At 70.2% G+C, this 15,041-nt stretch carries 10 protein-coding genes; 4 read left to right on the forward strand and 6 right to left on the reverse strand.

The window, feature by feature from the left end; translation table 11 throughout:
• Positions 1–69: 69 nt before the first annotated feature.
• Positions 70–1,170 carry a sodium:calcium antiporter gene (locus ABC337_RS00915; RefSeq protein WP_412882733.1) on the forward strand — a complete coding sequence of 367 codons (1,101 nt, stop codon included), beginning with the start codon at positions 70–72 and terminating at the stop codon, positions 1,168–1,170.
• A gap of 27 nt (positions 1,171–1,197) precedes the next feature.
• Here the strand turns inward: ABC337_RS00915 and cydD are convergent, their stop codons facing one another.
• The 3 genes from cydD to ABC337_RS00930 are packed head-to-tail and all read right to left on the reverse strand — an operon-like array spanning position 1,198 to position 7,487.
• Complete coding sequence (gene cydD / locus ABC337_RS00920) at positions 1,198–4,782, reverse strand: thiol reductant ABC exporter subunit CydD (RefSeq protein WP_412882732.1); 3,585 nt, start codon at positions 4,780–4,782, stop codon at positions 1,198–1,200.
• A gap of 6 nt (positions 4,783–4,788) precedes the next feature.
• Complete coding sequence (gene cydB / locus ABC337_RS00925; RefSeq protein ID WP_412882731.1) at positions 4,789–5,838, reverse strand: cytochrome d ubiquinol oxidase subunit II; 1,050 nt, start codon at positions 5,836–5,838, stop codon at positions 4,789–4,791.
• 50 nt (positions 5,839–5,888) lie between these two features.
• Positions 5,889–7,487 carry a cytochrome ubiquinol oxidase subunit I gene (locus tag ABC337_RS00930; RefSeq protein ID WP_412882730.1) on the reverse strand — a complete coding sequence of 533 codons (1,599 nt, stop codon included), beginning with the start codon at positions 7,485–7,487 and terminating at the stop codon, positions 5,889–5,891.
• A gap of 276 nt (positions 7,488–7,763) precedes the next feature.
• Here ABC337_RS00930 and ABC337_RS00935 point away from each other — a divergent pair, with 276 nt between their 5' ends.
• Both ABC337_RS00935 and ABC337_RS00940 read left to right on the forward strand, forming a co-directional pair.
• A complete protein-coding gene (locus ABC337_RS00935; protein WP_412882729.1) occupies positions 7,764–8,150 on the forward strand; it encodes a BlaI/MecI/CopY family transcriptional regulator in 387 nt (128 codons plus the stop codon).
• A 5-nt stretch (positions 8,151–8,155) separates the two neighbouring features.
• Positions 8,156–9,154, forward strand: a complete 999-nt coding sequence (locus ABC337_RS00940; protein WP_412882728.1) for a M56 family metallopeptidase — start codon at positions 8,156–8,158, stop codon at positions 9,152–9,154.
• A 33-nt stretch (positions 9,155–9,187) separates the two neighbouring features.
• Here ABC337_RS00940 and ABC337_RS00945 read toward each other — a convergent pair whose 3' ends face one another.
• The gene (locus ABC337_RS00945) at positions 9,188–11,296 is read right to left on the reverse strand and encodes a DNA gyrase/topoisomerase IV subunit B (RefSeq protein WP_412882727.1); all 2,109 of its coding nucleotides are present in this window, start codon (positions 11,294–11,296) and stop codon (positions 9,188–9,190) included.
• Between the two features lie 217 nt (positions 11,297–11,513).
• Between ABC337_RS00945 and ABC337_RS00950 the strand changes: the two genes are divergently transcribed.
• Positions 11,514–11,735 (forward strand): DUF7455 domain-containing protein, encoded by a 222-nt coding sequence (locus ABC337_RS00950; protein ID WP_412882726.1) that lies wholly within the window; start codon positions 11,514–11,516, stop codon positions 11,733–11,735.
• Positions 11,736–11,940: 205 nt separating this feature from the next.
• On the opposite strand, the gene ABC337_RS00955 is transcribed toward ABC337_RS00950, so the two are convergent.
• Positions 11,941–13,272, reverse strand: coding sequence for an RNA polymerase sigma factor (locus ABC337_RS00955; protein WP_290258141.1), 1,332 nt, complete (start codon positions 13,270–13,272; stop codon positions 11,941–11,943).
• Positions 13,273–13,517: 245 nt separating this feature from the next.
• Positions 13,518–14,963 (reverse strand): DUF4192 family protein, encoded by a 1,446-nt coding sequence (locus tag ABC337_RS00960; RefSeq protein WP_412882725.1) that lies wholly within the window; start codon positions 14,961–14,963, stop codon positions 13,518–13,520.
• Between the last annotated feature and the right edge of the window lie 78 nt (positions 14,964–15,041).

Raw genomic sequence — 15,041 nt, forward strand, 5'->3', positions numbered from 1 at the left:
ACCATCCGCGCGGCGTCTGGCCGTGGGAGCCGTAGCCGGACATGTGTCCGGCCGGGAAGGGAGCATGTGATGGAGTCGTTGCCGCTGTGGGCCCTGGCCCTGATCTTCGCCGGGGCAGCCGCCGTGATTTGGGTGGCCGGCATCCAATTGTCCAAACAGACGGATGTGCTTGATGCCCGCTTCCGACTGGGCTCGGCCCTGGGCGGGTTGATCCTGTTGGCGCTGGCCACGAACCTGCCGGAGATCGCCATTACCGTCAGCGCCGCCCTGGCAGGGAACGTGGGCGTGGCGGTGGGCAACATCCTGGGTGGCATCGCCATCCAGACGGTGGTCCTCGTCATCCTCGACGTCGTCGGCACCAGGGGCGGCAAGCCGCTGAGTTACCGAGCCGCGTCCCTGACCCTGGTCATCGAGGCCATCACGGTGGTGGGTGTGCTGGGCGTTGTCATCGCGGGGAGCCAGATGCCTCCGGGGCTGGTCCTGTTCCGGCTCACCCCGGCCGCGGTGCTGATCGCCGTGATCTGGCTGCTGGGCCTGTTCCTGGTGCAGCGGTCGCAGAAGTCGCTGCCCTGGCATGCCCAGGGTCAGGCCCCCGATGGGCAGTCCGTGCCCAAGGGCCATGCCAAGGCTTCAGCCCACACGTCGGCAAAGAAATCGGGACCGTCCGACGCCAGGTCGTCCCGGAAGAAGACCGGCACCGGCAAGGCGCTGGGGATCTTCCTGGTCGCGGCGGCCGCCACGCTGGGAGCCGGTGTGCTGCTGGAACGCAGCGGCGACGCGATCGCCGGCCAGATCGGCCTGTCCGGTGTCCTCTTCGGCGCGACGTTCCTGGCTCTGGCCACCTCCCTGCCGGAAATCTCCACCGGCCTGGCCTCGGTCCGGGAGGGCGACTTCCAGCTGGCGGTCAGTGACATCTTTGGCGGCAACGCCTTCCTGCCGGTGCTGTTCCTGGTGGCCGTCCTGATCTCGGGTACCCCGGTCCTCCCCCAGGCCCACGCCTCGGACATCTATCTGACGGCGCTGGCCATCCTGCTGACGCTGGTCTACATGCTGGGGCTGCTGTTCCGGCCGGCGCGCCGGGTGCTGGGCATGGGTGTGGACTCGCTGGTGGTGCTGGTGCTGTACGCTGCCGGCGTGGCCGGGCTCTTCGCGGTCGCCTCCTCGGGCTGAGCACCCGGCCCGGCTGGGCGACTGGCGTCAGGCCCGGCCGCTCACGCCGGCCGGTTCCCGCACCGCGGCGTTGTCGTCCAGGTCCAGCCGCGCGTCGGCCGGATCGACGTCGTCCGGGTTGTGAGTGACCAGGACAACGGTACGGTCGGCCAGCCCGCGCCGCAGTTCGGCCAGCAGGGCGCGGCCGGACTCCGCGTCCAGGTGGGCGGTGGGCTCGTCGAGCAGGATGATGTCCGCCCCGGTCAGCAGGGTGCGGGCCACGGCCAGGCGCTGGCGTTCGCCGCCGCTGAGGAAGGCCCCGCCGGGGCCGACGGGGGTGTCCAGTCCACGGTCCAGGCGGGCCAGCAGCGGCGCCAGGCCCACGGCGGCCACCGCGTCCCTCAGGCGGCGCTCAACGTCCGCGCTGCCAGAGGCTCCGTCAGACGCTCCGTCAGGCGCATCCTCGGCCGCGCCGTCGGCGGGGCGGGTAGCTTGGGGCAATCCCAGCATCAGGTTGCCGCGGATGGTCGAGTCGAACAGGTGGGCCTCCTGCGGGCACCAGGCGGCGCGGCCGGTCAGCCGCAGTTCGCCGTCGGCGGCCGGGAGGAACCCGAGCAGGACGGCCAGCAGCGTGGACTTCCCGGAGCCGGATCCGCCTGTGACGGCGAGCCATTGGCCGGGTTCCGCCGTCGCGGTCAGGCCCTCGAACACCGCCGGGCCGCCCGGCCAGGCCGCGGCCAGGTCAACGGTCGACAGGCCGGGACGGCCGTGCTGCCGCGGCGCCAACGCAACCAGGCCCCCGTCGGGACCGCCGGCGCGGGACGCGCCCCGGGCCTCGTCCAGGACGCCGGACTCCCCGATCCGCCGCAGCACGGTGCGGAGCGCGGGGTACTGCCGGACCGCCGTCGTCATCGCCGCATAGGGTTCGATCAGCGCCAGTTGGAGCAGCACCACCACCGCCACCATGGCCGGCTGGGCGGACCCGGCGAGGGCCTGCGGGGCGGCCAGCAGGGCACATCCCAGCGCGGCGGATCCGCAGGTCAGGACCGTCAGGGCGTGTCCCAGCCCCTCGGCCACGGCGGAGCGCCGGACCGCGTCCGTGGCGGCCCGGTCATCGCGCTGGATGGCGGCCAGCACGGGACCGCCGACGCCGTTGGCGTGGAGTTCGGCGCGCGCGTCCAGGGCGGCAGCTACCCGGCGCAGCACGCCCGAGCGCAGGCGCTGCTCGGCGCTGGCGGACTTGCGGTCGGCGTAGAGGGCCAGCGCCGGTGCGGCCACCAGGCCGGCGATGGCGGCGGCGGCCACCGCCGGGAGCGCCTCCGGGAGCAGGAGTCCCACCCCGGTGAGGGCGGCCGCCGCGACGGCGATGGAGGTCAGCGGCGGCAGCACCACGCGCGGGAGCAGGTCCCGGACGGTGTCGACGTCGTCGACGACGGCACCCAGGACGTTGCCGCCCTGCAGCAGGCGGCGCAGGGACAGGGCGCGGCGGCTAAGCGACTCCCAGAGCTCGCCCCGGAGCCGGGTCAGTGCGGTGAAGACGGCGTCGTGGAGCAGCAGCCGTTCGGCGTAGCGCAGAGCGGCCCGGCCCACGCCGAAGAACCGCACTCCCACGATGGCGGTCAGCAGGTAGAGGATGGGGGGCTGCTCACTGGCGCGGATGATGAGCCAGCCGGAGAGGCCGGCGAGGGCGACGGCGAACAGGGCGGTCAGCACACCCACGACGCCGGCGGCGGTGAACCGTCCGGCCACGGGCGCCAGCAGCCTCCCCAGCCGGGCGAGGGCGCCGGGGGTCTCTTCGGAGGCCGAGGGGTCGTCGGATTGGTCCGCCTTCAGGCCAACGGAGGATTCCAGGCGGCCCGTGGCGGGCAGGCCGGCGCGCGCGGCGAGGCGGTTCACAGCGGCTGGGCTGGTAACGGCCGCGGTGGCGGGGCGCGTCGTTGCGGGGCCGGTCAGTGCGGGGCCGTCCGGTGCCGCGGCCGTTACGGCACCGCCGCCGGTCCTACCGCCGTCGGAAGCGGCCACGCCGATCCGCACCACGGTGTCGGCCAGTTCGCGGGTCTGCCGGTCGTGGGCCACCAGCAGCACGGTGACCCGGCCGCGCAACCCGGTGAGCGCGGCGCTGACGGCGTCGGCCGAGGTCCGGTCCAAGTGCGCCGTGGGTTCATCCAGCAGCAGGACGGCGGCGCCGGCGGCGATCCGCGCCAGGCCGCGGGCCACGGCCACCCGGCGCAACTCGCCGGGACTCAGCTCAGCGGGGTGCTTCGCGGCCAGGTGTTCCGCCGCGCACGCGGCCAGGCAGCGCCGCGCCCCAGCCTCAGCCTCGCGGGACCCGTCGTCCGGGGCCGTGTCAGCGCCGCCCAGGTACAGCAGCACCTCGTCCAGGACTGTGTTGGCCACCATGACCGGGTGCTGCGGCACCCACGCCACGTCGGCGGCCGCAAACCCGGACACCTTTCCTTCCAGCACAGTGCCGGCGTCGGCGCCGATGGTGCCCGCCAGCACGCCAAGGATGGTGCTCTTACCGGCGCCGCTGGGGCCATCGAGGGCCGTGATGCGTCCCGCGGGTGCGGTGAAGTCCAGCGGCCCGACGGCGTCGCCCTCCCGGCCCGGGTAGCGCACCCGCAGCCCGCTGACGGCGACAACGGGCGGCAAAGCGGCTGCGCGCGCGGGAGTATCGGCTGCCGGCAGCAGCGGCTCCTGCCGGGGCGCGTCAAGTACTTCGGTGGTGTCGGCGAGCGCGGCACGGCCCTCGTCGCTGGCGTGGTGCGCGGTGCCGAGTTCGCGCAGCGGGAGGTAGCAGTCGGGGGCGAGAATCAGGGCCAGCAGGCCGGCCTCGAGGCCCATCTCCCCGTGGACCAGCCGGACGCCGATGAACACCGCCACCACGGCCACGGACAGGGTGGCGATGAGTTCCAGTGCCAGGGCAGAGAGGAACGCGGTGCGCAAGGTGCCCATGGTCCGGGTCCGGTATTCCTCGGAGATGTCCTCCAGGGCCTTGCGCTGGGCACTGGCCCGGCCCAGGCCCACCAGCACGGGCAGGCCCTTGGCGAGTTCCAGCATGTGGCCGGAGAGCCGGGCCAGCGTGGACTGCGCCTCCCGCACCCGTTCCTCCGTGTACCGGCCGATCAGGATCATGAACAGCGGCACCAGGGGCACGGTCAGGACGATCACCACGGCGCTGACCCAGTCGGCGAAGAGGATCCGGGCGCCCAGCAGCAGCGGGATGGCCGCGCAGTTCACCAGCGCGGGCAGGAACTGCGTGTAGTAGTTATCCAGCGCGTCCAGTCCGCGCGTGGCGAGCACCGCCAGTCCGCCGTCGGACGGCCCGGCGGACCGGGTCCCCGTCTGCAGGGCCCGCTCCAGCAGCTGCGAGCGCAGCTCCTCCTTGACCCCCAGCGCGGCACGGCGGGCGGCGACGGCCTGGCCCCACGTGGTGAGTGCCCGTAGCACCACGCCCGCCAGGCCCCAGGCCAGCTGTTCGGCCCACGCCTCCTGGTGGCCGGCCAGTCCCGTCAGCATTGCGGCGACCGCCTGGCCCATCAGCACCAGGGACAGGGCCTTCAGGGCGGCGAGGAGCCCCAGCAGGTAGAGCGCGGAACGGGTGGCGGGGCCGGAGGGGAACTGCGGTCTCATCGGCGCCTAGTCCTTGGGCGCCAGGGCCCGGGAGGCGATGGCGGGCAGGAAGCTGTGCGCCTCCGGGATGTGGGCGCTGCTGACCCGGCGCCGGAACACCCAGTAGGTCCACGCCTGGTAGGCGAGCACCAGCGGCAGGCCGACGCAGGCGACGATCGTCATCAGGCCCAGCGTGTAGTCCGAGGAGGAGGCGTTGGAGATGGTCAGGTTGAAGGCCGGATCCAGGGTGGAGGGCAGCACCACCGGGAACGCGGCGCCGAACACCGAGGCGGTGCCGAGGACCAGGAACACGCCCAGGGACAGGAACGCCTTGCCCTCGGCGCCGCCGCGGGCGAAGTTCCAGGCAGCGGCGGCCGCGATGACGGCCGCCACGACGGCGGCGACGGTCCAGGCCTTGCCGCCCTGGAACTGCATGACGACCGCCCAGCCGGCGATGGGCAGGAGCAGTACCGGCAGCAGCCGGACGAACCACTGCCGTGCCCGGTGCCGGACCTCGCCGTCGGTCTTCAACGCCAGGAACGCCAGCGCGTGGACCAGGGAGAAGCCGACGACGGCGAGCCCGCCGAGCACGGCGTAGGCGTTGAACCAGGCGAAGGGGCCGCCCACGCGGTCACCGTTGGCGTTCACCGGCAGGCCGGTGGTGGTCAGGCCCAGGGCGGCGCCGACGCCGAAGGCGGCCACCAGGGAGCCGAGGGCGATCGCCCAGTCCCAGCGGGCGCGCCACTGCGGGGTGTCCACCTTGCCGCGGTACTCGAACGCCACGGCCCGGAAGATCAACGCCACCAGCACCAGCAGCAGCGGCAGGTAGAGGGCGGAGAAGAGCGAGGCGTACCAGAGCGGGAAGGCCGCGAAGGTGGCCCCGCCCGCGGTCAGCAGCCAGACCTCGTTGCCGTCCCATACCGGGCCGATGGTGTTCAGGAGGACGCGGCGCTCGGTGTTGTTCCGGGCGAAGAGCTTCATCAGCATTCCGACGCCCAGGTCGAAGCCTTCGAGGAAGAGGTAGCCGGTCCACAGCACCGCAATGGCGATGAACCAGATCGTGGGGAGCAGTTCCATGCTGGGTGTCCTCTGTCAGTATCGGGTCGGGTACGTGGTGGGCGGGGCGCTCAGTAGGCGAAGGCCAGGACGTCGTCGGCGCCCGACGCTCCGGGGGTGCCGCCCGGGGGCGTCTTGTCCTCGTTCTCGTCCGCCGGGACATGCGCGAGCTCCGGCATGGCGGAGACCACGCCGCCGCGGACGTATTTGACCAGCAGCTTCACCTCCACCACCAGCAGCAGGGCGTAGACGGCGGTCAGCACCACCAGCGAGGTGATCAGTTCCCCGGCGGACACCCCCGGGGAGACGGCGGCGGCGGTGAACATGAAGACCTGGTCGATGCCGCTGGCATCCGGGTTGGGGGCGACGACGAAGGGCTGGCGGCCCATCTCGGTGAAGATCCAGCCGGCGGCGTTGGCGCCGAAGGGGGCGAGGATGCCGAAGACGGCCAGGCGCATCAGGCCGCGGGAGGCCGGGACGGTGCCCTTGCGGGTGGCCCAGAGCGCGGCGGCGGCGGCGGCCGCGGCGAGGCCGCCGAAGCCGATCATCATCCGGAAGCCCCAGTAGGTGACCTCCATGACGGGGACGTACTGGATTTCCTTGCCGGCGCGGTCGCCGTAGATGGGGCTGTCCGGCAGGTGGGTGCCGTAGTCGGCTTTGTACTGTTCCAGCAGGCTGTTGACGCCCTTGACCTCGGTGCTGAAATCGCCCTTGGCCAGGAAGGAGAGCAAGCCCGGCACCTCGATGACGGCGACGACGTCGTCGCAGTTCTTGGAGCCGACGTTGCCGATGCTCAGGATGGAGAAGCCGGTCCCGTCGTGGCAGGCGGCCTCCGCGGCGGCCATCTTCATGGGCTGCTGGACGAACATCAGCTTGCCCTGCAGGTCGCCGGTGACGGCGGTGCCGGCGAAGGAGATCATGGCGACGACGGCGCCGATCCGCAGCGAGCGGATCCAGACGGCGTGGTCGGCACGGTCCCGGCCCGGCACGGAGGACTCGCCGGGGATGACCCGGCCGTCGGCACCGACCGTATCGATGCCGTCATACCGGCGGCGCCACAGGTGGTACCAGGCGATGCCGAGCAGGAACGCGCCGGCGACGGCGAGGGCGCCGAAGAGCGTGTGGGGCACGGCCACGAGGGCGGTGTTGTTGGTGAAGACGGCCCAGGCGTCGGTCATGACGGGGCGGCCGTTGATCATTTCGACGCCTACCGGGTGCTGCATCCAGCTGTTGGCGACGATGATGAAGTAGGCCGAGAGCGCGGAGCCGATGACGGCGATCCAGAGGCAGGCCAGGTGCACGCCGCGCTTGAGCTGCTTCCAGCCGAAGATCCAGAGGCCGAGGAAGGTTGACTCGACGAAGAACGCCAGCAGCGCCTCGAGGGCCAGCGGGGCGCCGAAGACGTCCCCGACGAAGCGGCTGTATTCGCTCCACGCCATGCCGAACTGGAATTCCTGCACGATGCCGGTGGCGACGCCCATGATGAAGTTGATCAGGAACAGCTTGCCCCAGAACTTGGTCATGCGGAGGTATTCGGGCTTGCCGGTGCGGTACCAGAGGGTCTGGATCACCGCCACCACCAGGCCCAGGCCGATCGTCAGCGGCACCATCATGAAGTGATAGACGGTGGTGATCCCGAATTGCCAACGTGCAATTTCCAAGGCGTCCATGGCAGTCCCTTTGGTTAGGTTCCCGAGAGTTTTCTACAGTTCGTAGAATTGCTACTTCTACAGAGTGTAGAACATCGGCCCGCTCGTACGCACCCAGCGTGGCACGGCTCACCCCGGGCCGCAACGGATCCCCACCAGGGCCCGCGGTGACACGCCGGGGCACTGTTCTACTGCATGTAGAAAGTCGGGCGAAAAAACGGTAAATTGAAGGCTGTAGTAATTAACGTCCTCCCGCGGCAGCCGCCGGCCAGGAGGCATCTTAGAGGGACACAGGCAATGGCAAGTCTTGGGGAACTGGAACGGGCAGTCATGGACCTGCTCTGGGCAGGACAGGAGGCCGCGACGGCCAACACCCTGCGCGACCTGCTGGCCACAAGCACCCGCGCCCCCGGCGGTACCGAGGGCCACGAGGGCAAGGACCTGGCCGTCACCACGGTTCTGACCGTCCTCTCCCGGCTGGAGCGCAAGGGCCTGGTGGAGCGTGAACGTGGCACCCGCCCGCACCGCTACCAGGCCGTGTCCAGCCGAGCGGACCATACCGCCGAACTGATGCACGAGGTCCTCGGCTCCGCCCCGGACCGTGAGGCCGTTCTGGCCCGCTTCATCGGCTCCGTCTCCCCCACCGAGGCCGAGACCCTGCGCAAACTGCTGGACCACAGCTAACAGCGGTGTTCTGGACCTCATATTTTCTGGCGGTCCTGGCGATAGCGCTGGCCTGGCCGGTGCCTATCCTCCTTTCGCGCGCCCACTGGCCCGCCCGCTCACCCTCGACGGCGATGCTGCTCTGGCAGGCGATCGCCCTCGCCGGTGGCCTGTCCATGATCGGCGCTATGCTGGTCTACGGGCTGGAACCCATCGGCGACAACCTGATTGCCGGCCTGCGCGGCCTCGCCGGCATGGTTTTCCGAAACGAACCCACCACCGAGCTGGGCTTCTGGCACATCTTCGCGCTGTCCGCGGCAGCGCTGCTGAGCGCGCACCTGGTCTTTACGCTGCTGCTGACCTACTACAAGATCCAGCGGCAGCGGCGGCGGCACCGTGAGCTCCTGACCCTGCTGGCCTCCCCGTCGGCGGAGGCGGCCCGCACCATGGTGATCAGCCACGACTCCCCGGTGGCCTACTGCCTGCCGGGCGGGGCCCGTTCCGTGACCGTCCTCTCCGACGGCCTGATGGCGGCGCTGGAACCCGGCGAACTCCGGGCGGTCCTGAGCCACGAGAACGCCCACCTCAGCCAGCGGCACCACCTGCTCCTCTGGGCCTTCGCGGCCTGGCGCCAGGCCCTGCCCTGGCTGCCGACCACCCGGCTGGCCCAGGAGGCGGTCAACTCCCTGATTGAGATGCTGGCCGACGACGTCGCGCTCAAGACCGAGAGCAAGGCAACGCTGATCAAGGCGATCGCCATCGTGGCCAGCGGCTCGGCCACGGGCACCGGACCCGGCGCGGCACCGGCGGCGCGGATGGCCTTCGGCAGTTCAGAGGCGGACAGCAGCCAGCCCGGCGCCACCGGCGGCGCGGGCGCCATGGTGACGACCGCGACCCGGGTCAGCCGGTTGCTCTCGCCTCAGCCGCCACTCCCGCAGGGGCTCCGCTACGCGGTGCTGGCCGCCTGCATCCTGCTGCTCGCGGCGCCGACGGCGCTGCTGATAGTGCCCGGCCTCCTCGGCTGAGCTGGTGCCAGCGGCGCACACCACCCTGCCGCGTTAGGCGTCGATGCGTTCCCGGTCCAGGCTGGCGGCGCCGGCGATGATGAAGTCCTTGCGCGGGGCGACGTCGGAACCCATCAGCAGGTCGAAGATCTCCTCGGCCTGGCGGGCGTTCTCCACCCGGACCTTCCGCAGCGTGCGGTGCCGCGGGTCCATGGTGGTCTCCGCGAGCTGCTCGGCGTCCATCTCGCCCAAGCCCTTGTAGCGCTGGATCGGTTCCTTGTAGCGCTTGCCTTCCTTCGCCAGGCGGCCCAGCAACTGGTGCAGCTCGGCCTCCGAGTAGGTGTAGATCATCTCGTTGGCCTTCTGTCCCGCGTTGATGACCTCCACCCGGTGCAGCGGCGGGACGGCGGCGAAGACGCGGCCCTCGTCAATCATGGGCCGCATGTAGCGGAAGAACAGCGTCAGCAGCAGCGTGCGGATGTGCGCGCCGTCGACGTCGGCGTCGGTCATCAGGATGACCTTGCCGTACCGCGCGGCCGAGATGTCGAAGCTGCGGCCGGAGCCGGCGCCCACCACCTGGATCAGCGCGGCGCATTCGGCGTTGGAGAGCATGTCCCCCACCGAGGCCTTCTGGACGTTGAGGATCTTGCCGCGGATCGGCAGCAGCGCCTGGAAGTCCGAGGAACGGGCCAGCTTCGCGGTGCCGAGCGCGGAGTCGCCCTCGACAATGAACAGTTCGGAACGTTCGACGTCGTCCGTGCGGCAGTCCGCGAGCTTGGTCGGCATCGAGGAGGTTTCCAGGGCGTTCTTGCGCCGCTGGGTTTCCTTGTGGACGCGGGCCGAGATGCGGGATTTCATCTCGCTGACGACCTTTTCCAGCAGCAGCGCCGACTGGGCCTTGTCGTTGCGGTTTGCGGAGGTGAGCTTGGCGTTGATTTCCCGCTCCACCACCTTCGCGACGATCGCACGGACCGCGGAGGTACCGAGGATTTCCTTGGTCTGGCCCTCGAACTGAGGCTCGGCCAGGCGGACCGTGAGCACGGCGGTGAGGCCGGCGAAGATGTCGTCCTTCTCCAGCTTGTCGTTGCCGGCCTTGAGCTTGCGGGCGTTGGCCTCGACGGCCTTGCGGAAGGTCTTCACCAGGGCCTGCTCGAAGCCGGACTGGTGGGTGCCGCCCTTGGGGGTGGAGATGATGTTGACGAAGCTGCGGACCGTGCTGTCGTAGCCGATGCCCCAGCGCAGGGCCACGTCCACTTCGCAGTCGCGTTCTACCTCGGCGAGCTGGCTGTGGCCGCGCTCGTCCAGGACGGGGACGGTTTCCTTGAACTTGCCGGCTCCGTGCAGCCGCCAGACGTCGGTGACGGCAGGGTCGGCGGCGAGGAATTCGACGAACTCGGAGATGCCGCCGTCGTGGTGGAAGACCTCCTCGTGCGGGCCGGCCTCCCCGGGCGTGCCCGGAACCTTCCGCTCGTCGCGCACGGTGAGTTTGAGCCCGGGCACCAGGAAGGAGGTCTGCCGGGCGCGGGCGGTGAGGTCCTCGTAGGAGAATTTGGCGTCCGGGATGAAGATCTGACGGTCCGCCCAGTAGCGGATGCGGGTGCCGGTGACGCCCCGCTTGGCCTTGCCGACGACGTCGAGCACGGACCCGTCGACGAAGGGCTCGAAGACGGCGGCCGGGTCGGGGCGGGTGCCGGGGTCCTTGAAGCGGCCGGGTTCGCCGCGGCGGAAGGACATCTTGTAGGTCTTCCCGCCGCGGTCCACCTCGACGTCCAGACGGGAGGAGAGGGCGTTGACCACGGAAGCGCCGACGCCGTGCAGGCCGCCGGAGGCGGTGTAGGAGCCGCCGCCGAATTTGCCGCCGGCGTGCAGCTTTGTGAAGACGACCTCGACGCCGGTGAGGCCGGTCTTGGGTTCAACGTCGATCGGAATGCCGCGGCCGTCGTCGTGGATCTCCACCGAATTGTCCGCGTGCAGGATGATCTTGATGTCGTGGCCGAAGCCGGCCAAGGCCTCGTCGACGGAGTTGTCGATGATCTCCCAGAGGCAGTGCATCAGGCCGCGCGAGTCCGTGGATCCGATGTACATGCCGGGGCGTTTGCGGACGGCCTCCAGGCCCTCCAGCACGGAAAGGTGCCGGGCGGTGTAATCAGAACTTGGTGCCACGGGTGGGGAACTCCTTCGGTGAAACGCGAAAAATACGCTCTTCCTAGCGTAGTCCGCCGCTGGCCGCTCTTCCGGTTGCCACTCCCCGGCTGAATGTGGCCCGGCGCACGCCGTTACGGGGACGTGATACGCGCACAGCGAAAGTGGCCCATCCGTGCCATGGATTGGGAGCGAATGCTGGTTATATAGACGTATCGATCTACTAAGGAGGCCGAACATGACCACAGCAGTTGCGGACCGCACACTCACTACCGCTGACCGGTGTGACCGTTGCGGAGCTCAGGCATATGTCCGCGTTGTCCTCGGAGCCTCCGGCAGTGAGCTTCTCTTCTGCGCCCACCACGCACGCGCCGTTGAACCGAACCTTCGCCCGCTCAGCTCCGACTGGCACGACGAGTCGGGCCGCCTCAACGAAAAAGAACCGGTTCCGGTCGACTAAGACCTCCACTGCGAAGGGCCCCTCCACTGCGGAGGGGCCCTTCGTCGTTTAACCCGGCGGCGCTGCCCGGCAGCGCCGACAGGGAAAGCCTCCGCAGCCCGGCGCATACGACAGCGGGGCCGCGCCCTGCCAGGCCCCTGATGGGCCCGGGCGGGACGCGGCCCCGCTGTGGTGTGCCGGCAGTGCCGGCGGTGATGCTCGGGACTTAGTCCAGGTAGTCCCGGAGGACCTGCGATCGCGACGGGTGGCGCAGCTTGGACATGGTCTTCGATTCGATCTGGCGGATGCGTTCGCGGGTCACGCCGTAGACCTTGCCGATTTCGTCTAAAGTCTTCGGCTGGCCGTCGGTCAGGCCGAAGCGCATGGCCACGACGCCGGCCTCGCGCTCGGAGAGGGTGTCCAGCACCGAGTGCAGCTGTTCCTGCAGCAGGGTGAAGCTCACCGCGTCGGCGGGGACGACGGCCTCGGAGTCCTCGATCAGGTCGCCGAACTCGGAGTCACCGTCCTCACCCAGCGGGGTGTGCAGCGAGATGGGTTCGCGGCCGTACTTCTGGACCTCGACGACCTTTTCGGGCGTCATGTCCAGCTCGAGGGCCAGCTCTTCCGGCGTGGGTTCGCGGCCCAGGTCCTGCAGCATCTGGCGCTGGACACGGGCGAGCTTGTTGATGACCTCGACCATGTGCACCGGGATACGGATGGTGCGGGCCTGGTCCGCCATGGCGCGGGTGATGGCTTGGCGGATCCACCAGGTGGCGTAGGTGGAGAACTTGAAGCCCTTGGTGTAGTCAAACTTCTCGACCGCGCGGATCAGGCCCAGGTTGCCTTCCTGGATCAGGTCCAGGAACAGCATGCCGCGGCCGGTGTAACGCTTGGCCAGGGAGACCACGAGACGGAGGTTGGCCTCCAGCAGGTGGTTCTTGGCGCGCTTGCCGTCGTGGATGATGTATTCGAGTTCGCGCTTGAGCTTCGGATCCATGGATCCGTCGTCCGCGGCGAGCTTCTCCTCGGCGAACAGGCCGGCCTCGATGCGGAGCGCGAGGTCGACTTCCTGCTCGGCGTTCAGCAGGGCGACCTTACCGATCTGCTTGAGGTAGTCCTTGACGGGGTCGGCGGTGGCGCCGGCGGACATGACCTGCTGGACCGGGGCGTCGTCGTCGTCCGCGTCGGAGTAGACGAAGCCGGATCCGGTAGGGGCCGCGGCGGTCTTGCCGGCCGCCTCCTCGCCCTCCTCGGTCAGTTCGGTGGCGTCGGGCGTGACATCGTCGAGGTCCTCGTCGACCTCAACTTCGTCAATGTCCTCGTCCTGGGACTTGTTGGCGGCCTCGGCGGCGGCCTTCGCGCCGGGCTTGGGGCCGCGCTTCTTGGGCGCAGGCTTGGCGTCGGCGGCGGAGTCGTCGCCCGCGGCGGCGGCGGCATCCTTGGCAGCCTTGTTCGCTGCACGGGTGGCGGCGCGCTTGGCATTCGCCGCCGCCTTCTTCTCCTCGGGGGACAAGACGGCCTGGTCGGCGGGGTCCTTCTTCTGGGAAGACGGGGTCACAGAAAACCTTTCTAGCGGTGGTCTGTGGAATCGCCATACGGGCAACACCACTATGACCCTGTCAAGTCCGTGTTTTCCATCAGGTGAAATCGGGACCAGCAGAGCCACTAGGTAGAACTGCCGGAGCGACCGTAATGTTCCCTGTTTCCAAGGTTCGCTACACACACCAGATACACGGACCCAACCGGGTCTCGGCCTCCATTGTCTCATGCTTTTCCGAATCAGGGGCCCCGCCGGCGTCCGGGCTAGGCTGCGTCCGGATCGAATTTCTGCCAGGCGGACTCCTTCCTGGCCGCCCAGCCGCAGAGGGTTCCGCGCCGGGCCAACTCCCCCAGCAACTCCGCGAGCCGGTACCCCGGATACTCGGCGGTGGCCGCGCTGTAGAGTGCCGCGGCGTAGGAGCCGCGGCCCCGGCACCACTCGATCCAGCCACGGCCGGTGAGGGCCGCGGCCCGGGATTCCCCGGCACCGCAGGCGTAGAGAACATCCAGCACAGCGTCCAGTCGCGCGAGCCGCCGCCAGTCCGGGGTGACGGGCTCCAGGCCGAGGAGGACCTCCCCATACCCCGGCGGGGGCGGAAGGGGCCGCGCTACCGGTCCGGGGCCTCCCGCCAGGGCATTTCCGCTCTGGCTCAGCCCCTCCGGCAGCAGGGGGTCGCCGCCCGGTCCGTCGTCCAGCAGCCCGAAGTCCTCCGCTCCGGCGACGGCCGCCCGACGTCCGGCCGCGGCCAGGACCAGCACCGCATCCCGCCAGGCCGCCACGCACAGGGTGGCCCGAAGGTAGCCGGCCAGGTCATCCGCGAACCCGGCGGCCTGGCCTGCAGAAGCGCTATGGCCCGGGGTGTCGAGGGCGGGGTCTGACGTGAGGGTCCCTGGAGTCAACGCCACACGGTCGGCGGCCTGGTCCGCAGCCGTGCTCGGCACGGGACCCCGATCAGGCGTGGCCGCCTGTCCGTCGAGGACGTGTTCCCAGACGTCGAGGACCGCCTCGAACTGCCGCCGGTCCCGCCAGCGCGTGCCGAACCCGTCGAGGAACCGCCGCTCAGCCGCGAGCACTCGGGCCGGGTCACGGCCCGGCCGGCTGGGGTCCGCGGAACTTCCCTTTCCCGCCGGCCCGGACAATCCGGACGCCCCGGCAGAAGCGGCGGTTCCCGGTGCCGCACCTACCCGGCTGCCGCGGAACACCATCTCGGCGCTGAGGACGCTGTCCCGGATCTCCGCGATGGGCCGGCCCGGTGGTGCGCAGCAGCCCGGGTCCGAGCAGTGGGCGTTCCTCCAGTACCGCTCCCCCACGATCCAGGCGTCCCGAACCGGAAGCCCTTCGGAGGCCAGCGCGGTCTCCAGTTCCCGGAGCAGCCGGTCCAGGGACTGCTGCGACGGGGCCGGGTGAGTGACGGTGTCCGGTTCGGAGCCGTCGTCCCCGGGTGGCGGTGCGGTGAAGAGGGCCACGAGAGAGCCGTCGGCGTCGCGGTCCGCCACAAGGTAGCCCGCGACGGACCGTGCGAAGGCCCGCAGGTGTGTCCGGTCGAATCGGCCGGGGCCGGGGAGGTCTACCCTGAGGGTGGCGCCGAGGCGCTTTCCCTGCATGGTCATAGCCACCACGCTGCTGGCCGGCCAATAGCCCAGTGAGTGCGGGATGAAACCGAGGACGTCGGCGGGACCGGAAATTGTCAGGTGATCGGGAGCTGTCATGCCGTCAGCTTCGCCCCGGGCACCGCACCCGGTCAGCCCAACGGCGGTGCTATGTGGATAAGCAGCAGGAAGGAGCGC

The sequence above is a fragment of the Arthrobacter phoenicis genome (assembly GCF_047238215.1).
Classification (GTDB): Bacteria; Actinomycetota; Actinomycetes; order Actinomycetales; family Micrococcaceae; genus Arthrobacter.

Bases quoted from the DNA above. Each gene is read 5' to 3' on its own strand.
- ABC337_RS00915 (WP_412882733.1), top strand. From the start codon at position 70: ATGGAGTCGTTGCCGCTGTGGGCCCTGGCCCTGATCTTCGCCGGGGCA.
- cydD (WP_412882732.1), bottom strand. From the start codon at position 4,782: ATGAGACCGCAGTTCCCCTCCGGCCCCGCCACCCGTTCCGCGCTCTAC.
- cydB (WP_412882731.1), bottom strand. From the start codon at position 5,838: ATGGAACTGCTCCCCACGATCTGGTTCATCGCCATTGCGGTGCTGTGG.
- ABC337_RS00930 (WP_412882730.1), bottom strand. From the start codon at position 7,487: ATGGACGCCTTGGAAATTGCACGTTGGCAATTCGGGATCACCACCGTC.
- ABC337_RS00935 (WP_412882729.1), top strand. From the start codon at position 7,764: ATGGCAAGTCTTGGGGAACTGGAACGGGCAGTCATGGACCTGCTCTGG.
- ABC337_RS00950 (WP_412882726.1), top strand. From the start codon at position 11,514: ATGACCACAGCAGTTGCGGACCGCACACTCACTACCGCTGACCGGTGT.
- ABC337_RS00960 (WP_412882725.1), bottom strand. From the start codon at position 14,963: ATGACAGCTCCCGATCACCTGACAATTTCCGGTCCCGCCGACGTCCTC.